This window comes from Humibacter albus DSM 18994 (assembly GCF_000421825.1).
GTDB classification, from domain to species: domain Bacteria; phylum Actinomycetota; class Actinomycetes; order Actinomycetales; family Microbacteriaceae; genus Humibacter; species Humibacter albus.
Map to the genome: position 1 here is coordinate 321,521 of NZ_ATXT01000013.1, position 24,016 is coordinate 345,536.

The 24,016-nt window shown below is 67.7% G+C and carries 22 protein-coding genes and 1 tRNA gene; 14 read left to right on the forward strand and 9 right to left on the reverse strand.

The window, feature by feature from the left end; all coding sequences use genetic code 11:
• Positions 1-44 precede the first annotated feature (44 nt).
• Positions 45-572, reverse strand: a complete 528-nt coding sequence (locus tag H623_RS0106195) for a methylated-DNA--[protein]-cysteine S-methyltransferase (protein WP_022900077.1) — start codon at positions 570-572, stop codon at positions 45-47.
• 346 nt (positions 573-918) lie between these two features.
• Between H623_RS0106195 and H623_RS18195 the strand changes: the two genes are divergently transcribed.
• Positions 919-2,355, forward strand: coding sequence for an NAD(P)/FAD-dependent oxidoreductase (locus tag H623_RS18195; protein WP_022900078.1), 1,437 nt, complete (start codon positions 919-921; stop codon positions 2,353-2,355).
• A 230-nt stretch (positions 2,356-2,585) separates the two neighbouring features.
• Here H623_RS18195 and H623_RS22155 read toward each other — a convergent pair whose 3' ends face one another.
• The 3 genes from H623_RS22155 to H623_RS0106215 are packed head-to-tail and all read right to left on the reverse strand — an operon-like array spanning position 2,586 to position 6,341.
• The gene (locus tag H623_RS22155; RefSeq protein WP_022900079.1) at positions 2,586-4,064 is read right to left on the reverse strand and encodes an FAD-dependent oxidoreductase; all 1,479 of its coding nucleotides are present in this window, start codon (positions 4,062-4,064) and stop codon (positions 2,586-2,588) included.
• Complete coding sequence (locus H623_RS20910) at positions 4,057-5,184, reverse strand: methyltransferase domain-containing protein (RefSeq protein ID WP_211217974.1); 1,128 nt, start codon at positions 5,182-5,184, stop codon at positions 4,057-4,059. The genes H623_RS22155 and H623_RS20910 overlap by 8 nt, the downstream gene beginning before the upstream one ends.
• Entirely contained in the window at positions 5,181-6,341 is a 1,161-nt protein-coding gene (locus tag H623_RS0106215) for a type III polyketide synthase (RefSeq protein WP_026939986.1), read from the reverse strand. The genes H623_RS20910 and H623_RS0106215 overlap by 4 nt, the downstream gene beginning before the upstream one ends.
• 188 nt (positions 6,342-6,529) lie before the next feature.
• Here H623_RS0106215 and H623_RS0106220 point away from each other — a divergent pair, with 188 nt between their 5' ends.
• Positions 6,530-7,573, forward strand: coding sequence for a serine hydrolase domain-containing protein (locus tag H623_RS0106220; protein ID WP_022900082.1), 1,044 nt, complete (start codon positions 6,530-6,532; stop codon positions 7,571-7,573).
• A gap of 3 nt (positions 7,574-7,576) precedes the next feature.
• Here the strand turns inward: H623_RS0106220 and H623_RS0106225 are convergent, their stop codons facing one another.
• Positions 7,577-8,887 (reverse strand): acetyl-CoA C-acyltransferase, encoded by a 1,311-nt coding sequence (locus tag H623_RS0106225; RefSeq protein ID WP_022900083.1) that lies wholly within the window; start codon positions 8,885-8,887, stop codon positions 7,577-7,579.
• A gap of 248 nt (positions 8,888-9,135) precedes the next feature.
• On the opposite strand from H623_RS0106225, the gene H623_RS0106230 reads away from it, so the two are divergent.
• Positions 9,136-9,807: a class-II aminoacyl-tRNA synthetase family protein gene (locus tag H623_RS0106230; protein WP_033371375.1), complete on the forward strand. Its 672-nt coding sequence runs from the start codon at positions 9,136-9,138 to the stop codon at positions 9,805-9,807.
• Positions 9,808-10,222: 415 nt separating this feature from the next.
• Here H623_RS0106230 and H623_RS0106235 read toward each other — a convergent pair whose 3' ends face one another.
• Together H623_RS0106235 and H623_RS0106240 are read right to left on the reverse strand one after the other, a co-directional pair.
• Positions 10,223-10,612, reverse strand: coding sequence for a VOC family protein (locus H623_RS0106235; protein WP_022900085.1), 390 nt, complete (start codon positions 10,610-10,612; stop codon positions 10,223-10,225).
• Between the two features lie 9 nt (positions 10,613-10,621).
• Positions 10,622-10,915 (reverse strand): GNAT family N-acetyltransferase, encoded by a 294-nt coding sequence (locus tag H623_RS0106240; protein WP_022900086.1) that lies wholly within the window; start codon positions 10,913-10,915, stop codon positions 10,622-10,624.
• 206 nt (positions 10,916-11,121) lie between these two features.
• Here H623_RS0106240 and H623_RS0106245 point away from each other — a divergent pair, with 206 nt between their 5' ends.
• The 6 genes from H623_RS0106245 (at position 11,122) to H623_RS20915 (ending at position 15,526) form a co-directional block, all read left to right on the forward strand.
• Positions 11,122-11,880 carry a dienelactone hydrolase family protein gene (locus tag H623_RS0106245; protein ID WP_022900087.1) on the forward strand — a complete coding sequence of 253 codons (759 nt, stop codon included), beginning with the start codon at positions 11,122-11,124 and terminating at the stop codon, positions 11,878-11,880.
• Between the two features lie 68 nt (positions 11,881-11,948).
• Positions 11,949-12,401: an HIT family protein gene (locus H623_RS0106250; RefSeq protein ID WP_022900088.1), complete on the forward strand. Its 453-nt coding sequence runs from the start codon at positions 11,949-11,951 to the stop codon at positions 12,399-12,401.
• Between the two features lie 228 nt (positions 12,402-12,629).
• Positions 12,630-12,705: transfer RNA gene (locus tag H623_RS0106255), tRNA-Arg, on the forward strand.
• A gap of 133 nt (positions 12,706-12,838) precedes the next feature.
• A complete protein-coding gene (locus tag H623_RS0106260) occupies positions 12,839-14,035 on the forward strand; it encodes a tyrosine-type recombinase/integrase (protein WP_146321943.1) in 1,197 nt (398 codons plus the stop codon).
• 217 nt (positions 14,036-14,252) lie between these two features.
• Entirely contained in the window at positions 14,253-15,104 is an 852-nt protein-coding gene (locus tag H623_RS0106265; RefSeq protein ID WP_084485684.1) for a DUF433 domain-containing protein, read from the forward strand.
• Entirely contained in the window at positions 15,104-15,526 is a 423-nt protein-coding gene (locus tag H623_RS20915; RefSeq protein ID WP_022900091.1) for a PIN-like domain-containing protein, read from the forward strand. Before H623_RS0106265 ends, H623_RS20915 begins: the two co-directional genes overlap by 1 nt.
• A gap of 236 nt (positions 15,527-15,762) precedes the next feature.
• Here the strand turns inward: H623_RS20915 and H623_RS21670 are convergent, their stop codons facing one another.
• Together H623_RS21670 and H623_RS0106280 are read right to left on the reverse strand one after the other, a co-directional pair.
• Positions 15,763-16,029, reverse strand: a complete 267-nt coding sequence (locus H623_RS21670; RefSeq protein ID WP_157560893.1) for a hypothetical protein — start codon at positions 16,027-16,029, stop codon at positions 15,763-15,765.
• A 92-nt stretch (positions 16,030-16,121) separates the two neighbouring features.
• Positions 16,122-18,803: an AAA family ATPase gene (locus tag H623_RS0106280; RefSeq protein ID WP_245558919.1), complete on the reverse strand. Its 2,682-nt coding sequence runs from the start codon at positions 18,801-18,803 to the stop codon at positions 16,122-16,124.
• A 412-nt stretch (positions 18,804-19,215) separates the two neighbouring features.
• Between H623_RS0106280 and pdxS the strand changes: the two genes are divergently transcribed.
• The 5 genes from pdxS (at position 19,216) to lgt (ending at position 24,008) form a co-directional block, all read left to right on the forward strand.
• Positions 19,216-20,118 (forward strand): pyridoxal 5'-phosphate synthase lyase subunit PdxS, encoded by a 903-nt coding sequence (gene pdxS / locus H623_RS0106285; protein ID WP_022900094.1) that lies wholly within the window; start codon positions 19,216-19,218, stop codon positions 20,116-20,118.
• On the forward strand, positions 20,115-20,804 hold the full coding sequence (pdxT, locus tag H623_RS18220; RefSeq protein ID WP_022900095.1) for a pyridoxal 5'-phosphate synthase glutaminase subunit PdxT: 690 nt from the start codon (positions 20,115-20,117) through the stop codon (positions 20,802-20,804). The genes pdxS and pdxT overlap by 4 nt, the downstream gene beginning before the upstream one ends.
• Positions 20,805-21,720: 916 nt before the next feature.
• The gene (locus tag H623_RS18225; RefSeq protein WP_169514896.1) at positions 21,721-22,383 is read left to right on the forward strand and encodes a M23 family metallopeptidase; all 663 of its coding nucleotides are present in this window, start codon (positions 21,721-21,723) and stop codon (positions 22,381-22,383) included.
• A gap of 2 nt (positions 22,384-22,385) precedes the next feature.
• Entirely contained in the window at positions 22,386-23,036 is a 651-nt protein-coding gene (locus tag H623_RS0106300; protein WP_022900097.1) for a TlpA family protein disulfide reductase, read from the forward strand.
• Positions 23,037-23,084: 48 nt separating this feature from the next.
• The gene (gene lgt, locus H623_RS18230) at positions 23,085-24,008 is read left to right on the forward strand and encodes a prolipoprotein diacylglyceryl transferase (RefSeq protein WP_022900098.1); all 924 of its coding nucleotides are present in this window, start codon (positions 23,085-23,087) and stop codon (positions 24,006-24,008) included.
• Positions 24,009-24,016: the final 8 nt, after the last annotated feature.

Sequence of the window (24,016 nt, forward strand, 5' to 3'; positions counted from 1 at the left end):
TGCCGGGTACCGGGTTGCCAGTGCGGTGCAGGCGGGCGCGTGCGTCAGAAGAGCGTGGGGCCGGCATCCTGCAGCGCGCCCTCGAGCTCGAGCAGGAACCGCTTGCGCTCCAGTCCGCCTGCGTAGCCGGTGAGGCTGCCGTCGGCACCGACCACGCGGTGGCACGGCACGATGATCGAGAGCGGATTATGGCCGACTGCCCGCCCCACGACGCGGGCGAGCGAGCGGTCGCCGAGCTGCTCCGCGATCTGACCGTACGTCATCGTCTCGCCGCGCGGGATGCCGCGCAGCATCGCCCACACCCGCTTCTCGAAGTCGTTCCCATCGGCGCGCGTCGCGAAGTCGAGTGTGTCGCGCTCGCCTCGCAGGTAGTCGCGCAGTTGGTCTACTGCGCCGGCGATCACGGGATCCGACGCCGCATCGGTCTCCGGACCGAACGCCGCTGCGTCCGGCTTCGTCCAGTGACCCGGAAAATAGATGCCGGTGACCAAGTCGCCGTCGGCGACGATCGTGACTTCGCCGATGCCCTCGGCGATCCGCGGCGATGTGACCTTGGCATGCCGGATGTCCATGTGCGGCTCCTCATTCTCGTCTTACATTCTGCAGACGTCCGACGAGGCCGAGGTGTGAGGTCGTCGACGCCGACGCGCCCGGATGGTTCAGACATCCGCGGTTCAGCCCCTCTGCCGGTTCACGGCCCTCCGGCCGGTTCAGCCCCTCCACCGGTTCAGGACCCGCCCGCCGGGTTCAGCCCTTCCCACCGGTTCGGACACCCACCCGTTCAGCCACCCGGTCCAGCCCCTCCGGCCCGATTCAAGTCGCGAAAAGTGTTGGTAAATCGCGGCCGAAACACCAGTTTGCGCGACCTGAACAGGGCGGACGGCCTCGCGCGCCGAGCGGTGACTAGAGTCGGCGACTGTGGCGCACGCATCCGTCTCGTTCTGGTTGTCGCAGGTACTCGGGCCCGGGGCCGGGGCACCCGCTTCTCCGGGCGCCGGCGCAGAAGCCGGTTCTGCATCGCGGCCGTCCCTCGATGGCGACGCGACCGCGGACGTCTGCATCGTCGGCGCTGGGTTCACCGGCCTCTGGACCGCGTACTACCTGAAGAAGGCGCAGCCGTCGCTGGGCGTCACGGTGCTGGAGCAGCGCTTTGCGGGGTACGGGGCGTCAGGACGCAACGGCGGCTGGCTGACGAACTCCGTCACCGGTGGCCGCGAGCAGTACGTCGCCTCGCACGGCCGCGCCGGTGCTCAAGCCATGCAGTCGGCGATGACGGCGAGCGTGCACGAGGTGATCCGCGTCGCCGAAGCCGAGGGCATCGACGCCGACATCGCGCTCGGCGGCGAGCTGAACGTGGCACGCAATCCGGCACAGCTGGCGCGGTTGCACGACTGGGCCGAGGGCGAGGCCGGGTGGACGGATGTCGACGCCGAGCTTCTCGATGCGGGTCAGGCATCCGCTCGCATCGCCGTCGACGGCACGCTCGGAGGGCTGTGGCAGCCGCACTGCGCGCGCATCCAGCCGGCGAAGCTCGTGCGGGGGCTCGCCTCGGTCGTCGAGCGTCTGGGCGTGGAACTGCACGAGAACACGACGGTCGCCGCGATCGAGCCACGTGCTGTCGGTCGTCCGGCACGTGCCGTCACCGCACGTGGGAACGTGGACGCCGACGTCGTGGTGCGCGCGACCGAGGGCTTCACGGCGCGACTGCCCGGGGCGCACCGCGCGTGGGTGCCGTTGAACTCGTCGCTGATCGTGACCGAGCCGCTGAGCGATGCGCAGTGGGATGCCATCGGCTGGGCGAATCGCGACACCCTCGGCGATCTCGCCCACGTCTACATGTACGCGCAGCGCACGGCGGACGGCCGCATCGCGTTCGGCGGCCGCGGCGTGCCATACCACTTCGGGTCGCGGTTCGATCCGGACGGTGGCACGCCGAGGGTGACGGTGCGCTCGCTGCGCGACCTGCTGGTGCGCTTCTTCCCCGTGCTCTCCGGCGTGCGAGTGGCGGATGCCTGGTCCGGGGTGCTCGGGGTGCCGCGGGACTGGGCGGCGACGGTGGGGCTGGCCCGGGCATCCGGCCTGGCATGGGCCGGTGGGTACGTCGGCACCGGGGTGACGGCCACGAACCTGGCAGGGCGAACGCTCGCCGACCTGGTGCTCGAGCGCTACTCCGAGCTGACCACGCTGCCGTGGGTGGGGCATCGGGTGCGCAATTGGGAGATCGAGCCGCTGCGGTACATCGCCGTGAACGGCCTGTACAAGGCGTACGGCATGGCGGATCGGGCCGAGGACCGCGGCCGCACCTCCACGTCAGCGATCGCCCGCATCGCCGACTGGGTCTCGGGGCACAAGTAGCGCGGTGCCCCTGGCACCGCCTCGTGTCCCGGCGCCGCGGCCCGGTCGGCTCCGAGTGCACCGGGATGACCCTTCTACAGGGCGCGCTGGCCCGCATTTGCGTGCACTCAGCGGGGGCGGCGCTCACCAGCGCACCCAAACGGCTCTGTCCACCCGCCTTGCGCGCAGCATTTGGGTGCACTCGGTGGAACGGTCGGTGGGGCGAGCGGATGCGCGGGCCAGTCGGTGAGCTAGCGGCCCAGCCGCGCGGGGGCGGCCATCGTGAAGATGCGAGCCAGCCGCTTCTCCAGCGGCGGCAGGGCGATGCCGCGCACGAGAAGGTTGCGCAGCGCCAGTGCGACCGGCCCGCGGGGACGTCCCATGGCCGTGTTGAAGGATGCCTGCCTCGCCGCGATCCGCTGCCGCCGTTCCGCGGTGATCGCCCAGGCGCGGAGGGCGTCGTCGGGAGTGCCGCGTCCCCCTTCGCCTCGGCCCGGGCCTTTGGCGCCTCGGCTCGGGTCGTCGGCGCTGCGGCCCGGGCCTCCGCCGCTGCGGCCCGGACCTTGGGCGCTGCGGCCTGGGCCATCGGCGCCGCCACCCTCGGAATCGCCCACGATGTCCGCCAGCACGTCGGCCAGATCGGCCGCGTTCAGCCAGCCGAGTGTCATGCCCTGGCCGCCGATCGGGCTGATCTCGTGAGCAGCGTCGCCGACGAGGGCGAGGCATCCGTTCAGCACGTTCGGGTCCCACGGCCCCGCCCGGGCGTGCCGAACTCCGAACGGGCTGGGCGTCGTGAGCTCACGCGGATCGAGCTCGATCCCGGTGCGATCGCCGACGAGGCGGGCGAAGGCATCCGCGTCGGTGGCACGCCCCACGAGCGCTTCGCCGTCGTCGGCGTGCTCCGAAAACAGCAACTGTCGCTCAGAACAGCGAGATTCCTGCTGTTCTGAGCGCGAGAGTGCGATCTCTGCTGTTTTCGCCGCGGCCTCGCCGACGCTGGCACCTCCGCTGGCACCGCCTGCGTTGCTGCCGCCACTGACGCTGCCCGCGTCGGTGCTGCCTGCCGCCGACTCGTAACCCAGGTGGATGACCCAGCGCCGCATGCCACCGGGCAACGGGAACGACTCGACCACTCCGTTCGCTTCGAAGAACAGCACGGCACCGTTGAGCGCGGTGTGGTCCGGCGCATCCGCCATCACATACCGGTCGGGGTATATACGGCGGCGCGTGCTGAAGCACGAACGCGTGAGGCCGTGAGGTCCGTCGGCGCCGATCACCCATCTCGCGTTCACAGCGCCACGAGTCGTGCGCACCAGGATGCCGCTGCCGTCCCTGATCGCCTCGAGTCCCGTCGCCTCGGCCCCCACGACGAGCGCTTGCGGCGCCAGCTCTGCGAGCCGACACCGCAGCACCCGCTCCGTGATCTGCTGAGGCACGGACAGGATGAACGGATGCCGTCCCCCCGTCGTCTCGAACACGAGACTCCCGAGGACCGCGCCGCCACAGCGCACCTCGCCCATTCGGATCGGTAGGCCGGCCTCGAGGAGTGGCTGCAGACATCCCCAGCGCTCGAAGAGCTCCAGAGCCGGCGGATGAATGCCGATGGCTCGGGAATGCTCGAGCGGGCGCGTCCGTCGCTCCAGCACCACCACGTCCACGTCGTGCTGCGCCAGCGCGATCGCAGTGGCGACGCCCACGGGCCCGCCGCCGACGATCGCGACGTCATGCACGGGCGGTCTCGCCGTTGTGCGGTTGCGGATCGTGCGGTTGCGGATCTTGCGCCTGCGGCCGCGGCTTGCCAGTCTGCGCGCCGTTCGCGCCGGCATCCGAACCCGGATCGTCGGTGTCGACATCGCGCACCAGCAGATACCGGAACGGCGACGGTTCTTCCACCCGCCAGCCCTCCGGCAGGAACTCCCGCAGTTCGTCGGGGCGGAAGCTGCGGCGGATGGAGATGAGTCCGTCGGCCCTGATGAAGGAGTCGCGGAAGAACGGAGCCATCCCGATCGAGAACGCGACGTAGCCCAGGCGGTTGCGCGTGATGTCCGAGTGCACGGCGAGGCGGCGCGCTAGTCGGGCGCTGTCGTCGAGCAGCGCGAGCAGCTCGTCCTGCGACGGGGCTGAGTCGCCGACGACGGCCGCCGCGCTCGCGGACGACGAACCGGTGTCGTGCCGCAGATGGTGCAGCACGTGGTTCGAGACCACGACGTCGTATCGCGCGCCGGAATCCAGAAGTTCCGACGTGGATGCCTTGACGAACTTCACTGCGTTCGCCGCGCGGTCGCCGTTCCTCGCGTGATCGCTGTGCTCCACGCGGCCGCCGTCGCCCGCGCGGTCGTCGCGACCCGCGCGGTCGTCGCGACCTCCGCGGTCGCCGCGACCCGCCGTCTCGGCAGCGGCCGCCGCCGCCGCAGCCGCGGCCATTCGCGCCGTCGCAGCCTGGAACGCCCGTTCGTCCGGGTCGGTGCCGGTGACCTCGAGGCGGATGCCGTCGCGCAGCGCCCAGCCCGCGAGCGCGATCGCGAGATCCCCGCCGCCGCTGCCGATGTCGAGGAGTGTGAGAGGCCGCTCCCGGCCAGCCTCGCCGACGGCCATGTCGTCGAGGTTGCCGCCGCCAGGGACGCGGCCCGCGTCGACGCTCCTCGGCTCGCCGGGGCGTTCACGGTTCTGCAACTCGCGCAGCACCGGCCGCAGCACGCGGCGGTATGTGCCGCGCCATCCGGAGACGACGGCGTTCACGGTGCGAAAGTGGCGGTACGTGTTGGCGAGCAGCGTGGGATCGCAGGCCGGATCATCCATCGCCTCGACGAGGTCGGCCGCGCGCCGGTCCATGGCCCGCAGTACGCTCATCCGTTCGGCAGCACCGTCATCAGCGCCGTCTCCACGGTGAGCCCCGGGCCGAACGCCATCGCACATACCCGCTCCGGCGCCCCTGCTTCAGCGCGGCCCTCCTCGGAGCCGGCGCGCCCGACCGCCTCGTCCACAATGCTCCGCAGCACGAACAGGATCGTCGCGCTGCTCATGTTCCCGTAGTCGCGCAGCACTTCGCGCGAGGCCCGCAGCTGCGCGGGCTGAAGCCGCATGCGCGACTCGACCTTGTCGAGAATGCTGCGTCCGCCCGGGTGGATCGCCCAGTTCCGGATGCTCCGCTCCGGCTCCTCGTGAACGCCCGGCTCGTGTGCGAAGAGCGGCTCGAGCGCGCCCGTGATGTGCTCGTCGATGATGTGCGGCACGTAGGTGGAGAGGATCATCTCGAACCCCTCGTCGCCGATCGTCCACGCCATGTCGCGCTCACCGACGGGCGTGATCATGGTTTCGAAGGCATCCAGCTGCAGGGCCGGACCGTGCGCCACATCGCGCGCCGACACCACCGCGGCTCCGGCGCCGTCGGCGAAGAGCGACGAGGCGACGATCTGGTCCGGGTCGCTGGAGCTGCGCACGTGCAGCGTGCACAGCTCCACGCTGACGACGAGCACGATCGCGTCGGGATCGGCGTCGCAGAACGTCTTGGCGAGCTTCAGCGCCGGCATGCTCGCGTAGCAGCCCATGAACCCGAGGTGGAATCGCTGCGCCGAGGGGCTCACGCCGAGGTCGCGCACCAGCATGAAGTCGGGTCCGGGGGCGTAGAAGCCGGTGCACGAGACGGTGACGATGTGCGTGACATCCGCGGGGGAGATGTCGCAGGCATCCAGAGCGTCTTTCGCCGCTTGCAGCACGAGCCTCGTCGCCTCGTCGATGTAGAGGTCGTTGCGCACCTTCGTCCCGGGCGTGAGCAACGTGCAGGTGGACCCGTCGAAGAACACCGGGTCGTCGCTGTTGCGGTCGAGCCGCAGTTCCTCGATCACGGTTCTTCGAGTGCGGATGCCCGACTCGTTGAACGCCGCGGGCACGAGTCTCTGCGCCAGCCGGCTCAGACCCTGCTGTGACGCGAACACGTCGCGTACCGAATCCTGTTCGAGGACTGTCGGCGGCACCGCCGTCGCCAGCGCCTGTATGCGCGCGACCATGACGGCCACCCTACGCATCGGGTACGACGCTGTGGGGCGACTCGCGCTCGGGCCGCGGCGAAAACAGCGGATGTCGCCGGGAACAGCAGAAAACCTGCTGTTCCCGATGCGAGAGCGGGATCACTGCTGTTCTGCGAGCAGGGCTCCAACTCCGAACCGGCCGTCGTGGTCGGCCGTAGGCTTCCGGCATGGGATTCGACGGGGCATTCGCGATCGTGCAGGACTGGGTCGATTCGGGCCGCATACCCGGCGCCGTGCTCGGCACGCTCGACTTCGGGACGCTTGACCCCGTGACGCCGTCCGCGCCGGCATCCGGCGCGACGTCCGACGCGTCCTCCGGAGTGCGCGTCCGCGCCACCGGCCTCGCCCAGCGCGAACCTGCCGAACGCTCGATGACGACCGACACGTGGTTCGATCTGGCCTCGCTGACCAAGGTGATCTTCACCACGCCGCGCATTCTCGACGCCGCCAGCTGCGGCATCCTCGACCTCGACGCACCGATCACGAGCGTGCTCACCGAGTTGCGGCAGTTCGACCCACATGCCTGGCAGCGCCGTATCACGCCCCGCGACTGCCTCACGCACGCCAGCGGGCTGCCGGCGACGTTCCCGGTGTATACGTACGGCACCGATCCGGACCAGCTGCGCGCGTTCGTGATCCAGCGCGACTGGCCCCACGGAGAGCCCGTCTACTCCGACCTCAACTACATGCTGCTCGGGTTCGTGCTGGAACGGATGTCGGGCCTCCGCATTCGCGAGCTGGATCCCGGCGAGGGCTTCGCCTGGTCCGCCGATCCCGACGAGGCCGCCGCCACCGAGTTCTGCCCGTGGCGGCGACGGATGCTCGTGGGCACCGTGCACGACGAGAACGCGGCGGCGCTGCAGGGGGCCGGGCATGCCGGACTGTTCGGCACCGCGGCATCCGTGCTCGGATACGCACGCGGGCTGCTCGACGGCACGGGCGCATCGCCCGACGCGCTCGCGCTCATGCGCACCGCCGTCGGGCCGCGGCGCACCTACGGCTGGGAGCACCCGTACGAGGGCTGGTCGGGCGGGGATGCCTGCAGCCCGGCCACCATCGGACACACCGGCTTCACCGGCACCGGACTCTGGATCGACTTCGACGCCGGCCGCGCGTGGACGCTGCTCACCAACCGGGTGCACCCGACCCGCTGGTCCGACAGCGGCGTCATCGAGCTGCGACGCCTCGTCGGCGACGCGCTCGCCGCCTAGCTCCTACAGCGCCTGCAGCACCACCGACGCGCCCTGGCCGCCACCGCCGCAGATGCCGACGGCGCCGTAGCTCCCCGCGCCCGCTCCCAGCTCCTGCAGCCGTCGCGCGAGGTGCCCCACGATGCGGGCGCCCGATGCTCCGATCGGGTGCCCGAGCGCGATCGCCCCGCCGTGCGCGTTCACGATCGACGGATCGATGCCGAGCTGCCGGGTCGAGTGCACGGCGACCGCCGCGAACGCCTCGTTGATCTCCACCGCGGCGAGATCGGATGCCTGCAGCTCCGCCTTGCGCAGCGCTGCCGCGATCGCGTTCGACGGCTGGGCGTGCAGCGAGTTGTCCGGTCCGGCCACGAATGCCGTCGATATCACCTTCGCGAGGGGTGCGACCGTGAGGTCGACGTCGTCGCCTACGAGCACGACGGCCGCGGCGCCATCGGTGATCTGCGAGGAGTTGCCTGCCGTGATCGTGCCGCTCCCGGCGAACGCGGGGCGCAAGCCGGCGAGTGACTCCGCCGTGGTGTCCGCGCGAAGGCCGTCGTCGACCGAGTAGGTCGTCGATCCCTTGCGCGCGCGCACGTCGAACGGCTCGATCTCGCCGGCGAGAAAGTCGATCGAGGCGGCGAGGCGCTGGTGCGAGGTGGCGGCAAAGGCATCCTGCTCCTCGCGCGTGATGCCGAGCCTGCCGTTGTACTCCTCGGTGGATGCTCCCATCGAGACGTGCTCGAAGGCATCCGTGAGCCCGTCGTGGTCGAGCGTGTCGATGAGCTCGACGGCCCCGTACTTCTGCCCGGCCCGCGACCCGACCCAGGCGTGCGGCGTGAGCGACATGGACTCCTGGCCAACGGCCACCACGATGTCGGCGTCCCCGTCTTCGATGAGCTTCGCCGCAGCCGCCACCGCGAGCGTGCCGGAGAGACACACGGCGTTCAGCGTGATCGCGGGGACCGTCATCGGGATGCCCGCGCCCACCGCCGCCTGCCGCGCCGGGTTCTGTCCCGCTCCGGCCTGCACCACCTGCCCGCCCTGCACCATGTCGACGCGGTCCGGGCTGATGCCGGCCCTGCGCAGTGCCGCGGTGATGGCGTGCGCCCCGAGCTGAGGCGCGGGGATGGTGGCGAAACTGCCGTTGAAACGCACGAACGGGGTACGGGCGTACCCGACGATGAGCGCGGAACGGCCGGGCGTGCCTGCTCCTGGCGTGCCCGCCCCTGCTGTGCCGGCCCCCGGGGTGCTTGCCCTTGGTGCGCCGGCCCCCGGTGTGCTTGCCCCCGGGGTGCTGGGCTGCGGGGGGCTGGGCTGCGGTGTGTTGGACATCGGTGAACTCCACTTCGTTGTGCAGCTGCGTTGTGCGCCGCCTGGTGCGGTCCGGCCCGGTGACGGTCTCGTGAACCGAAGCACGGATGCGCGAACCGAGGGTTGCGTGCGCGTAACTCAGCACGCACACGGTCGTCATCGAGAATAGCCACCCCACCCGCAGAGCGGCCACGAACGCCGTACCACCGAGGCGGCGGAGCGCGCGGCGACCTTGCTTGCGGGACGTCGGCACGGGCATCCTCGAAAGCGTGGACACCAGCGGCGAGAGCGTCATCAGCATCGTCGGGCACCTGATCGTGCTGGCGCTGCTCGTGAACGTCGGCATGCGTATGATCCCCGCGCGCCGACCCTTCCCGTGGCCCGCACTGGTGTTCGCCATCGTGATCGGAGTGCCGTCGCTGCTGCAGTCGGCGTTCCCGCAGATCACGCATGCCCTCGCCCGCGATCCGCAGGCCGAGCTCGGTGGACAGTGGTGGCGCATCCTCACCGCGTTGCTGGCGCAGGACGGCGGCCTCGTCGCCGCGATCTTCAACCTGATCGTCGTGCTGCTCGCGCTCGTCGCCGGCGCCTGGATCTGGGGGCCGTGGCGCGCGGTCGTGCTCTACCTGGTCCCGTCGATCGTGCTCAACCTGCTCGCCCTCGCGTGGCGGCAGCCCGGTGGCGGCAGCTCGTTCGCGAACGACGGGCTGATCTTCAGCGTCTTCGCGCTGGCGCTCCTGATCGGGACGAGGGATGCCCTCCACCCGTCCCGCGGTCACACTCTCGTCGTGCGCGTGTGCGCCGGCATCGGTGTACTGGTGGCCGTTGTGCTCGTGGTGGCCGGTGATGCGCACGGCGTCGCGATGCTGCTCGGCCTGGCGCTCGGCTTCGCGTTCGGTGTTCCGCGGCTGTCGCGGCAGGCGACTGCGGCCCGGACATAGTCGGACCCGCCGGCGTCGCGTGGCGGCGATTGGCCGGCGGCGAGTGGTGGCGGATTGCATAGCGGCAACCCGCCAGCGGCGAGCGGCGGCGAGTGGCCGGCGGCGAGTGGCGGCAACCGATCGGCGGCGAGTGGGCGGCAACCGATCGGCGGCGAGTGGTGGCGATTGGCTGGCGGCAACCCGCCGTCGGCGAGCGGCGGCGAGTGGTCGGCAGCGCGTGGCTGGGCGAGTGTTGGGGACGCCTGAGCCGGACCCCGTGGTCCGAGTCCGGCATCGAGGGCCTGAACCTGTCACTATTTCAGGAAAAAGTGGCACCGCATCGATATATGCGTCACGAAGCGGCACATGGCCTGAGTTGGTTCCGCAGCCGGCGCGATGGGGTCCACCCTGCTCGGTGCTCCGGCTCGATCCGGTGCTACTGGGCCGGCGCGCCCCGCCCCGCTGTCTGCTGCAAGATGAGCCCGTTGCCGTCCGGGTCGCTGAACTGCGCGTACTGTCCCCACGGTGCGCGTTCGATGCCGGAGTCGAACGCGACGCCCGCCTTGGTGAGGCGATGCACGTCGTCTTCGAGATCATCCGTCTCGAGCACGAGGCCGCGCAGCGAGCCGGGCGGCATGGTGTCGAACCAGGTGACGAGCGTGATCGAGGTGTCGGCGCCGGGCGGCACCACCTGCATCCAGCGCTGATCGCCGTCCATCATCGTGTCCGACACGAGGGTGAACCCGAGGGTGTCGACGTAGAAGTCGCGGGCGCGGTCGGGATCGGAGACGGGAACGGAGAGCAGCAGGATGCTGGTGACGGCCATGCCGCGAGGCTACGCCGAGCGCGCCGACAGTAGGTTCGCCCGCTCGGGGTGCTCGTCGAACCACTGCGCCACGTACCAGCACATCGGCACCACCTGGTACTTCGTGTTCTGTTCCACGTCGTCCACGGCGAACTCGACGACCTTCGACGCGAGACCTCGCCCGCGCAGCGTCGGGTTCGTGAACGTGCGCGTCATCGAGAGGGCGTCGCCGAGCACGGTGTAGTCGACGACGCTTGCGATGCGGTCGTCGATGCGCAGCACGTAACGGTGGGCATCCGGCTCGTGCGCGAGTTCTTCGGCCATGAGTCCAGCGTAGGCAGGATGCCCCGGCCGTCGATGCCCTCTGAGCGAGCTGTGCTCCTTGAGCGAGCTGTGTTCCTTGAGCGAGCGGAGCGAGTCGAAGGGTCGCTCCCGCCTGTGCCCCGCTCGCTCGGGGAGCATGTGGTGCTTCGCTCACTCGAAGGGCCCGGCGCGTAACGTGATCCTCGTTCGACCCGAAGGAGTGAGCGATGACCGATCTGCCAGCCACGCACGAGGAACTGCTTGCGAGCATCCCGGTGCCTGACGGTGCCCGGATCGAGGGTGCGCCGATCGCGTACGGCCACGACGGCACCGAACTCGAGGGATACGTGGCGCACGACGCGGCCGCGCCCGAGCCGCGCCCGGGCATCCTCATCGTGCACGACTGGCTGGGCGTTGGTCCGAACGTCGAGCTGCGCGCACAGATGCTGGCCCGGCTTGGTTACGTCGCTTTCGCTGCGGATGTCTACGGCGCCGATGTGCGCCCGTCACCCGAGCAGGCTTCCGCGCTCGCCGGCCAGTATTACGGCGATCTGCCGTTGCTGCGGGCGCGCGTGAAGGCCGCCTACGACACGCTGGTCGAGCTGCCGCAGGTGGACGAGACGCGCATCGCGGTCATCGGCTACTGCTTCGGCGGCTCGGCCGCGCTCGAGTTCGCCCGCACCGGGGCGGATGTGCGCGGCGTCGTGTCGTTCCACGGCCGGCTGCTCACGCACGAGCCGAGCGATGCGGATGCCATTCGCGCCAAGCTGCTCATCCTCACCGGCGGTGCGGATCCCGCGGTCACCGACGACGACATCCACGCGTTCCAGGACGAGTTGCGCGGCGCCCCGAACGTCGACTGGCAGGTCGTGACGTACAGCGGCGCCCCGCACGCGTTCACCGTGCCCGGCGACCGGTTTCGGGCGGTGGCGGATGCCCGCAGCTGGCGCGCGCAGCTCGACTTCTTCGACGAGATTTTCGCGTAACCGGGCAGCGGAGCGGCGGCGTCTGCGGGACATGCCCGCGAGGCCCCGCGTGAGGACGGAGCACACCCATGCCGGAGTCCAGGGCGGCGTTCACCGAACGCGGGTCGACGAAGAAGTGCGCGTTCTGCGCGATCGTGGCGGGCGAGGCATCCGCTCGAGAGGTCTACCGCGACGACGATTTCGTCGCGTTCCTCGACGCGCACCCGGTGTTCCCCGGCCACGTGCTCATGGTGCCCGTCGTGCACGTGCAGACCTACGACGAACTCCCTTTGGACCTCGCCGCCGAATGGGTCCGGCTGTCGCAGGCGCTGGTGCGCGCGGTCGAGAGCGCGACGGATGCCGACGGCTCACTTCTCATCGTCAACAACGTGGTCTCGCAGTCGGTCCCGCACCTGCACCTGCACGTGATCCCGCGGTCGAAGGGCGACGGACTGCGCTTCTGGCTCGGCCCACGGCATCCTTATGCGTCGGACGAGGACGCGGATGCCGTCGCCTCCCGCATCCGCGCCGCGCTCGCCTGACGTGCCGACCTGCGCGGTCTGAATTGCGTGTGCGAGAACAGCAGGGATCGCGCTCTCGGGCCGGAAGCAGCAGACATCCTGCTGTTTCCGGTGCCGTCTGCTGTTTTCGACGCACACTGACGGGTGGTGACCTCTGGCCGCGACGCGGCATCGCCCGATTTCGAGACGACCCGGCACGCCTGATATAGTCGTCAGGTTGATCAGCGAGCCCAGCCCGGCGATCAGCATGCGCCATTAGCTCAACGGATAGAGCATCTGACTACGGATCAGAAGGTTGGGGGTTCGAATCCCTCATGGCGCACCAACGAAAACAGCGAAAAGCCCCGGAATTTCGGGGTCTTTTCGTCTTCGCGGATGACACGGCGCGACACGGGATAACACGCCCATGTGTGCACCAATGTGTGCACCTACCGCGAGCTTAGGTTTAGCCTGATCTCGTGCCGAAGCGACGCGACCACGGCCAAGGCGGCCTCTACGAGCTAAAAGGCCGCGGATTGTGGCGCGGAGTCGTCGACAACGGCTACACGTCTGACGGGCGCCGCCGGCAGGTCTACGTGCATGCCAAGACGCGTGAGGAATGCGTCCAGAAGCTGCGCCGGCTGATGCACGAGGTCGAGCAGAACGGCAGCCCGCTCGATCACCACACCCGGGTCGCCGACCTTGCCGAGTCCTGGCTTGCCGACGCGGCAGGGCGGCTGAAGCCGAAGACCATGCAGGGTTACCGCTCCCAAGTGTCCACGAACATCGTGCCGGTCCTCGGCAAACGAGTTGTCGCAGACCTGAAGCCATCGGACGTGCGACGCCTACACACCGCCATCTTCGCGCGCGGAATCGGACCCGCCACCGTCGCCGCGGCCCACCGCACCCTCTCCGCGATGCTCGGTTTCGCCGTCGACGAGGGCCTCATCTCCCGCAACATTGCGGAATCGGTCGACATCCCCAAGCAGGCGCCGGTCGATCGCGACTCGCTCACGCGTGCCGAAGCTCAGGCGCTACTGAGGCTCGGTGACGCGCGATGGACTTTGGCATTGCTCTCCGGTGCGCGCGACGGCGAACTGCGAGGACTACGGGTCCAGGACCTCGATCTGGACGGAAAGAAGGCACACGTCTCCTGGACCCTCGTTGAAGCCACGTTCCGGCACGGATGCGAACCCTCGTGCGGCAGAAGGACCGCCGGCCGCTGCCCACAGCGGGAGCTCGATATCGCCTCGAACTTGGAAGTAGCCCCGCTGCAGGGACGCTGGGTGCTCGTCCGGCCGAAGGCTTACAAGCCGCGCATCGCCCCACTCACAGACGAACTCGTCGCCATTCTGCGCAGGCGGATCACCGCGGGCGAGGGCCGCAATCCACATGCTCTGGTATGGCACCGGCCAGATGGGAGCCCACTGACAAATGCTGATATGAACGGAGCGCTGCGCGGTGCGCTCACCGCAGCGGGAATCGACCGGCCCGCCACCATGCACTGGCTTCGCCATACGTACACCACCATGGCCGAGCATGCCGGGCTCGAGTGGGTGGTCTACGCGAACATCTCCGGTCACGCCTCGGAGGATGTCTCCCGGCGGTACACACACCAACTCGCGCAACAGGCGGCAGAAGGCGTGAACCGACTGAACGACTATCTGCAGGGCTAACACGCCCGGTCTAGCGCGGTTCGCAGGAGCACGTCAGAAGCCCGCACCCACCCTTCAGTCTCGCGTTGGTGCTCCGCGTCGCCGAGCTTGGTGAGATCACTTCGCCCAGGTCGCTTTCGCGGCCGTCCCGGTGGTTGCGATCAAGAGCGCACGGGGGAGGCGGAGTAAGCGGAGGTCTCGGTTGCTAAGCGGAGGCCGGCACGGCCGGAGTCTGCAAATGGTGATCGAAGCGAACGCAGTCGACGCCGCAGCTATGATCGGCCGCCGGTGCGGCCGTCGCATTTGCGTGGTGGAGCGGGGCCGGTACCCCTTAGAGCTGAAGCTTGACGAGGAGCGACGCGCCTGGTGGCGTGTGGCGACGTCGGTGCAGCGTGGGATCATTACGAATGTGGCCGTCTCCCTGCTCGATCGAGCGATCTACTCGTACTCCGATGTGGATCGCCTTGTTGGTCTGCATGCGGGTACCGCGAGGCGGTGGCTTGAGGGGTACGAACGTGCGGGCCGTTACTACGAACCGGTGTTGCGTGAGGAGTCGTCCGGTACGGAATCGGTGACGTGGGGCGAGATGGTCGAGGCGCGGCTTCTTGCCGAGTATCGCGACAAGCTGGTACCGGTGCAGCGTCTTCGTCCTGCGATTGTTCGGCTTCGTGACGAGTTCGGTCGTTATCCGCTTGCGCATGCGCGCCCTTTCCTGGATGTTGAGGGGCGCGAGTTGGTGCGTGCGCTGCAGGATGAGGCCGGTCTCGACCGTCCGCTGCGGTTCGTGGTTGTTCGCAATGGTCAAGTGATGCTCTCCGCCGCGGCACAGCGGTTCAAAGATGCTGTCGAGTACGACGGCGGTGTCGTTGCGCGCCTCATCCCCAGTATCCGGACTCGGGAAGTGGTGATGGATCCTGCGCACGCCTTCGGCCAGCCGGCGATCAGGAACGTGCGCACTGATGCGTTGGCCGAGGATTACCGTGCGGGGACCTCACGCGAAGAGCTTGCCGACCTCTATGACCTCAGTGTTGATCAGGTGGACGAGGCGATCCGGTTCGAGCTGATCGCCGGAAGCGGGCGCGCCGCCTGATGGCTCGCCTGTTCGAGCCGGTGTACTTCACCGACGAGAACACCCTGGGCCTTGGCAAGCTCCTTCGTCGTAGTGGCCGTGACGATGTGCTCTACCCCGGGCATGAGGACCTTCCCGAGGTTCCCCTCGGAACCGCGGATCTGGACTGGATGCCGATCGTTGGTGCTCGTCGCCTCATCGTGATCACGCGTGACAAGCACATCCGCACCCGTCCGGCCGAATTCGCGGCGTACGTCGAATACGGAATCTGTTCCGTGTGGATAGGCGCGAAGCGGGACCTGGGACCCCGAGAACAGCTCGAGCTGTTCCTCGCCCACGAAGCACGGTTGCGGCGCGAGGTCATCAAGTTGGGCCGGGGTCCTTGGGCGCTCGCGCTATCCGGCACCGGTGTGCGCCCGTTGCGTCTCCGGTCTGGCCTCTAGCTAATGACGGAGCAGACCTACCGCTGCGAGCTTGCTCGAGTCAGGCGTCCATCCTGTCCTGCCCGGGCCAACACCCGTGGATGCTGACTTAGGAGAACGCGAACGGTAGCCCCACGGCTTGTGCGTCAGAGTCAGCTCCAGCCAATCAGGCGGAGATGTAGCGATTTGTCTGGGCGCAGGAGGATTCTCGAGGTGTGTCCGATCTTTCACAGCGCCCAAGGCCACGTCCTGTTGGTTCATCCCAGTCGGCGGCGGTTGAGTTCTGTCGCGAGTGGATGGTCTATCTCGGGGAGGAGGACACGGTGGTCGCTGAGGGTGCAACAGCGGAAATCTGCGATCTCTACAGCTCCCGATACGTCGCGTTGGTCGAGAACCGGATCGGGAACATCGAAGTTCCGCTTGTACAGCGAGCGGTTATGCTCTCGGCGTCGGATGGTCGGCACAGCCTCGTATTCCACTCCGGGGGGTGTTTCCCTGACGCTGGAGAACTCGCCAACGCTCACGGGATTCCCTTGATTGCGTACGTTGCTCGGGCCGGCGACATTGAGCCGCGGAATCGGGTGGCGGTGCCGATCTGCCGTTCTTATCGCCTGCCTTAGCGGCCCAGCCCTGCCGAAGCTATGACGGGTCCTGGTTGCCTGGTCGCAGCCGCGGCGGCCGCACGGTTCAGTTCTTCGCGGGCGGCGTCGCGGGAGGCTTGGATGGTGGGTTCGACATTGCCGCGTTGCATCATCTCTGTCAGCTCGGCTGCAGCGGCGCGCAGCGTTGGTGCGGTGAGGATGATGTTGTTGCTGAGCCGTCCGCGGGTCAATCCGACGTAGAGGCCGGCGGCGTCGACGCGGGGGCCAACGAGTGACCGGTCTGTGGTTTCGCCTTGTGCCCCGTAGACGGTGCTGGCGTATCCCAGGTGCATGTGGTGGGCGGCGTAATCGTGGCTGACTTTCCGGAACTGCGTCGAATCGTTCACGCTGGTCAACACGAGACCGTCGCCGGTGATCTGGTGGAGGATCCAGTTCTGCCGGTTCTCGACTCCTGAGCGGCCGTTGTTGCGACGGGTCTGAACGATGTCGCCTTCCAGCAGTGTCTGGCCGGCCTGCCCGAGAGCAACCCGCTGGGTGGAGAGGGCGCCGGTTTGGATTCGTCGGGCTTGGATCGACTCGCTGACGGCCTGGGCCTCGCTGTGGGTCGCGGTGATGAGGGAGATCGTTTCTCGCCGGTTCGTCGCATCGAACCACGCATCAGTCATCGCCGATTCGACCGCGGTCGTGTTGTTGGCCAGCTGGACGTGTCCGGTCTCGATGAGTCGCGTTGCCAGGCTGTGTCGATCCTCGACCGTCTCAGCACGCCTCAGCTCGAGCGTGAACCGACCCCACTCCGGATCCTTGAACCGATGGACATCCGCCAGCTCGACAATTTCTGAACTGCTGCCTCGAATAAGATCCAAAGCTCCGGAGTGCCCAACGGGGAGCGCCTGGTTGGGATCACCGACGGCGGCGAGTCCCGCTCCGGTTTCGAGGGCGAGTTGAACGAGCGCGTTAGCGGCGTCGAGATCGAGCATGCCGGCCTCGTCGACCACGATCCGGTCGCCCGACTGCAACGGCTCACCGTCAACTCCCTCGAACGGTCGCTGCGTTGTGGGATCGACCTCGCCGATGTGGAGACGTGACCACACGATGCGCCCGCTTGCATCTTCACTCCACCTCCACCCGTATGCGTGCAGAAGCTGGTGGAGGGAGGACGAATCGCTGCCGATCTCGCGGCCGGCGACGGTGGCGGCCTTCTTCGTCGGCGCGACGACGATCATTCGATGGTTCTGCATCTTCAGTGCTGCCGCGGCCATCTTCAGCATCGTCGTCTTCCCCGTACCGGCCGCACCGATGACCGTCACAAGCCTCGCCGTCCCCGCAATCACGCCTGCACCCATCACCTGCCCGTTGTCCAACCTGCGGCCTGGATCAACTGCCGCGGCGATCTTTACGATCGCCGCATCCGGCACGCGAACACCTCCCTCCGGGAGGAGTTCAAGTTTGTTGGCCAGCGAGTACTTCGCCACGACGGTCTCGGTGGCCACGAGATGCTTCAGGTGATCAGGCACGACATCCTTCTCGAGGAGACGGACCGTATGCGCGGCCACAGCCTTGACCACCAGCTCGTCGACCAGCGACGTCAGGTCGTCGCGCTCGGTGACCAGTCCGGTGGCGGAGAGGGCACGGAGGATACCGGCGCGGACATCAAACACGGAGAACCGGCCACCCGTGCCCGTGGAGCGGCCATCCGCATCCACCACCGCCCGAGCGGCCACCAAGTCCAGGCCAATGTCCGCAAGGGTGACCGGGGTGACGGCCACCGCTGGTCGCGCGGTCACGCTCGGGTCGGCCGCGTGGATCTCGTTCCGAACGATGCCTGCCCAGTTGCCCTCATCGAGGTCGCGGGGCTTGTTCGGGCGCCCAGCGGCCCAGGCCCACCGGTCGATCTGGTTCAGTACATCCCGGGACGGTTCCTCACCGGGATGCTGACCCCGCCACCACTCCAGCCGCTTTGCCCGGTTGGTCTCGATCTGCGCGGACCGCTTCGACAACGGCCGCACCAAATGCGCCAGCTGCTGGATCTCCCCGTCCGCGTTGAGCGTGAACCCCTTGACGGCGAGGGCGTGGATCCAGGCCGGGTCGGTGCGGGCGGCGAGGTCGCCTTCCGCGTTCACTACGTTCTGGAACCGCAGCGCCACCCTGGTGTCCAGGTTCGACCACCGACCGTCTCGGCCTTGGACTTTCACGTTCAGCCAGAGGTGGCGGTGCTTGTGCGGATCCAACGACCTGGACCGTTCATGCTTCAGCTCCACCACCTCAACCCGAGCCAGGCCCTCCCGGATCAGGCCGCCGGCACCCCTTCGTGCGTTGAGTTCGGTCTGCCAGAGGTGGATGATCCGGTCCCGTAACCGGTCCTGCAGATCCTCATACGCTGCATTGAGCTCCGGATCCAGGAGCGCCGCAATGGAGAACGACTTCGGCGCATTCACCGTCGCATCAAGGACCAAGTCAGCAACCGGGGACTCGAGGTCACGGCCGCGCCGTTCCCCAGTGAGGGGGTCGATCCCGTCCACCCACGCGCGCAACTGCTTCCGGGTAAGGAGGTCGTCCCGGATAACGTTGTCTTCGCAGATGTACCGGGTCATCACCGCGTCCGCATAGTCCGCAGCAGCGATCACCCCGTCAGCATCCTTAGCGGTTAGGGTCGCGTCGCAGACACCGCCAAAGGCGTACGCGACCGCCTGCTTCACCCCCTGCGAAGCCTCGCCCCGCTTCCACCGTGCAATTCCACCCCTCACACCTACTCTTCGCCGAGACCGGCGATTTTGGCGCGCACCTCACAGAAAGTGCCTGCGTGCATCAACGATTTCAACCTACGATTTGCGACCATCTGGCTCTCGGAACTGATTCATTGCATCAGGCCGTCTACCCTTTCCGTCCTTCAGCTGTCCCTCGCCGTCTCCAGCTTGCTGCCGTTCCCAACTGTCTTCGTCCCGGCGAAGGCTTCATGTGGCCACGCTCGACTCGCTGGCTGTGACAGCTGGGTCGCATGCGGGTGTGCCTAGTAGCCCCCGCCAGCGCTTGAAGTGAGTGATGTACGTGCGCGTGGTTTCGCCCCTGCTGATGTCCGCCGGTTCAACTTCCCGTTCTACGATTGCCCTCATGACCAACGCTTCTGTCTCTGGTGAGTTTGGGTCCACCCGCGTCAAGCGCGGACTGGCGGAGATGCTCAAGGGCGGCGTCATCATGGACGTCGTCACGCCGGAGCAGGCGCGCATCGCCGAGGACGCGGGCGCTGTCGCCGTGATGGCTCTCGAGCGCGTGCCCGCAGATATCCGCGCCCAGGGCGGCGTGGCACGCATGAGCAATCCGGACCTGATCGAGGCGATCATCGCCGAGGTGTCGATCCCTGTGATGGCCAAGGCCCGCATAGGGCACTTCGTCGAGGCTCAGGTGCTCCAGGCGCTGGACGTCGACTACATCGACGAGTCCGAGGTCCTCTCGCCCGCTGATTACGTGAATCACATCGACAAGTGGGGCTTCACGGTTCCGTTCGTCTGCGGAGCCACGAACCTGGGCGAGGCCCTTCGACGCATCAACGAGGGCGCGGCGATGATCCGGTCCAAGGGCGAGGCGGGCACGGGCGACGTCTCGGAGGCGACCAAGCACATCCGCAAGATCACTGGCGAGATCAACGCCCTCAAGTCGATGACGAAGGACGAGCTGTACGTGGCGGCGAAGGAGCTCCAGGCCCCGTACGACCTGGTCGCGGAGATCGCCGAGACCGGCAAGCTCCCGGTGGTGCTGTTCACCGCGGGCGGCGTCGCCACCCCGGCGGATGCTGCGATGATGATGCAGCTGGGCGCCGACGGCGTCTTCGTCGGCTCCGGCATCTTCAAGTCAGGTGACCCGGCGAAGCGCGCGGCCGCCATCGTCAAGGCAACCACGTTCTACGATGATCCGTCGATCATCGCCGACGCATCGCGTGGCCTGGGCGAGGCGATGGTCGGGATCAACGTCGGCGACCTCCCAGCACCGCACCGGCTCGCCGAGCGCGGCTGGTGACGCTTCGCGAGGACTCGGCGTTCACGTCGGCGTCTGCCGTCCGCGTCGGCGTGCTCGCCCTCCAGGGCGACTTCAGGGAGCATGCCCGCGTGCTGGCATCCCTCGGCGCCGGCGTCGCCCTGGTGCGCAGGCCGGAGGACCTCGAGCGCATCGACGGCCTGGTGATCCCCGGCGGCGAGTCGAGCGTGATGGACAAGCTGGCTCGCGAGTTCGGGCTCTTCGAGCCGCTTCGGCAGGGGATCGCGGAGGGGATGCCCGTGTTCGGCACGTGTGCCGGCCTGATCATGCTGGCCGATCGCATCCTCGATGGCATCGTCGGCCAGCAGACGCTCGGCGGGCTCGACATCACCGTGCGGCGGAACGCGTTCGGCTCGCAGAACCAGTCGTTCGAGACCGATCTGCAGATCCCAGCGCTCGGAAACGAGCCGGTGCACGCCGCCTTCATCAGAGGCCCGGTGGTCGAGTCGGTCTGCGAACGGGTGACGCCGCTGGCGACGCTGGAGGACGGACGTGTGGTCGCCGTCGAGCAGGGTGCCCTCATCGCCACGAGCTTCCACCCCGAGCTCACCGGCGAGCACCGGTTCCACGAGTACTTCCTCGCCAAGGTGCGCGCCGGCATGAGTCGCACGGTTCGAACGGGAGTAGCCGGGACCTTGGAGAGAGCGGCACAAGATCCGCCGGTATGATGCTGGCGTACCTCGACGACTTCAGGGATCCGGACACATGCATCTGACTCGACGCGCACACCGAATCGTGCTCACGTCGAAGCGCGCCCGTCTGGCGATCGTGAGCCTTTTCGCTATGTTCGCCCTTGCCCTCTGCATGTTCGCCATGTCGACGGTGAGCGAGCATCAGCCGTCGGCCTCGTCTCATCCGGTGGCCGCGGCGGCTCAGCAGCCCGTCTCTGTCAGCAGGTCCGCGCATGATGCAGGTTCGGCCTCCCCGAGCATGGGCAGCGTCGAAAGCAGCCGTACCAGCCCGTCACCTCAATGTGACTCCGCCTGTGATTCACACACCGCTTTCACGGCCGCAGATTGCGCTCTGGTAGTCGTTCTCTTCGGGTTTGCGCTGCTCGCCTTCGGTGGTGGGCCTCTCCTTGGCATGATGTCCCGGCTGCGAGCGATGCTTTGCGCGGTGGGCACGTTACGGTCACTCAGCCCGCCTTCTCTGGTATCCCTTTCGATTAGCCGAACCTGATCTCCTGGTCATAGACCAGCGCCTCGGGAACGCGTCTTCGCGTCCCTTTGTATGGCGCTGCCGTGCCCGTTTGGGTGGCGGATCCGCGTAGCTCGACATTTCGTGTCGAACGCCTCCGACGGCACTCTCCTCGCACGTCGGTCGACGGATTCACCGTAACCATCGACCACAGATCACAGCACCGCAGACATGTCGTTGTTGACATGCCTGCGAAAGGTTCGGAGCTCCAACACCAACATGACTATTCATAGGGCCCACGGTTCTCACCGGGAGGGTCCGTCAGACAACTACTCGTCGAGGCGTGAACGCCGGGATGCGGAGCGCCTCGGCGGTCGCAACGGTCGCGGGAGCCGGAAACGTCCACACAATCGGTCGGCCGTGAGACGGCGGCAAGCCGCATCGGCGATGAGTCTGCTTATTGCCGCCTTGCTGACCGGCACGTATGCTCTGCCTGCTTACGCGACCGTGCCGTCCTCCACCGCACCTTTGGTCAATCGTGTGGCATCCGCAACTCACGAGAGACAAACCCTTCAAGTCGCCTCCGGCGAGTCCGCTCCTGTCGCGCGCGACACCTACGCGTCCGCCGCTGCACCTAAACCCTCCGCATCCGACCGCAGCAGCGGGATCATCGTTTCGAAAGTCGCCGGTGGTTCGATCCGCTGGCCGCTGGATGTCGCGGCGCCGATCAGCGATGGATTCGGGTACCGGACTGCCCCATGCGCCGGTTGTTCCTCATATCACGAGGGCATCGACATCAATCCGGGGGCCGGTACTCCGATCTACGCCATCGCCGACGGTGTGGTGCGAGAAGTGGGCAATCCATCCGGTGCTCTGGGCGTGTGCGCGATCATCGACCACCGGATCGGTGGAGAGATGGTGAGCAGTCTGTACGCGCACATGCAGCTCGGCTCACTCGCGTTGCGAGCCGGTGAAAGCGTCACCGTCGGCCAGCTGGTCGGTCTTGTCGGGAGCACCGGCGCCAGCACCGGTCCTCATCTGCACTTGGGCATCATGGTCGAAGGCGCCTTCGTCGACCCCTACGCCTGGCTCACGCAAAGGGTGGGCTGAGAGTGTTCGCTCGAAACGACCGCGACGCGCAGGCAGGTCGCCTGCGCGCGCGCGTCCGGGCTCGTGTGGTTCTCGCCGTCAGCACGGCGTTGTTGCTGAGCCTTGGACTCGCCGGGTGCACCAATGACGCGCTGGCACAGCAATACCGTGACGGCAGCAGTAAGAACTACGTCGCAGGCGATGGTTCCATCACCGAGATCACGGTGAAGAATCGGGGCAAGCCGATTCGCTTCTCCGCGGACCTCGAAGACGGAACACCGATCACATCGAGCGCCTATACCGGTCGCGTCGTCGTCGTGAACTTCTGGTATGCCGGATGCCCGCCCTGCCGCGCCGAAGCACCCGACCTCGAGAAGACCTACACCGCGTTCTCGTCGCAAGGTGTGCGCTTCCTCGGCGTCAATGTGCGCGACCAGGCTGCGACCGCGCGTTCCTTCGCCTCCGAGTTCGGCATCACCTACCCGTCAGTGCTCGATGTCGACAGAGGCACCATGCAATTGGCGTTCAGTGGGGTGGTGGCGCCGAACGCGGTCCCCACGACGATCGTGCTGGACAGAAATGGTCGGGTCGCGGCGCGAGTGCTCGGCAAGATTCCGGACGCATCCGTACTCGAGGCTCTGATCACAACCGTTCTGAAAGAGCCCAGCCAATAGCGACACACCGGCAGTTCCTTCTGCCACCTACATCACGAAAGACGACTCATGTTTCATCCGTTCAGCATCCCGAGCCCTGATCCGGCGTGGGCGAAGTTCCAGCTGGGTCCGTTGACGATCCACACGTATGCATTGTGCATTCTGGCGGGGATCATCGCTGCCGTGCTGATCACGTCCTCCCGGCTGCATCGCCGTGGTGCGCCTCGCGGTGTGGTGATCGACATCCTGATCTGGGCGGTGCCGCTGGGCCTGGTCGGGGCCCGTTTCTACCACGTGTTCACGCACACAGGCGACTACTTCTATCCCGGCGCGAATCTGTGGAACGTGTTCGCGATCTGGGACGGCGGCAACGCCCTCTACGGTTCCCTTCTCGGCGGCGCGGTGGGTGCCCTGATCGGATGCCGTCGCGCCGGAATCCGATTCTGGTCCTTCGCCGACGCTCTCGCCCCTGGCCTGCTGGTCGCACAATCGTTGGGCCGGTTCGGGAACTACTTCAACCACGAACTCTTCGGCCTGCCCACCACACTGCCCTGGGGGTTGCAGATCGAGTCGACGAACCCGAAGTTCCCGCCCGGCCTCCCCGCCGGCACCCTGTTCCATCCCCTGTTCCTCTACGAGATCCTCTGGAACCTGACCGGAGTGGCCATCATCCTGATCCTGGAACGACGACTGAACCTGCGATGGGGTCGCGCCTTCGCGACCTACCTGATCTGGTACGGCATCGGCCGCAGCTGGCTGGAAGCCATCCGCATCGACCCGACCAGCGACGGCTTCCTCGGCATCCCCGCCAACGACTGGGCATCCTTCACCGCCATCGCCGCCGGCATCGTGCTCCTCGTCATCCAAACCAGACGACACCCCGACACCGAACCCGACCCCTACCTCCCCGGACACCCACCACGGACCGCGAACAACAGTTCAGTCCGCGAGTCCGATCGGGTCCCGACTTCCGAGAGCGGGAATCGTGCGTGATCGGTCCT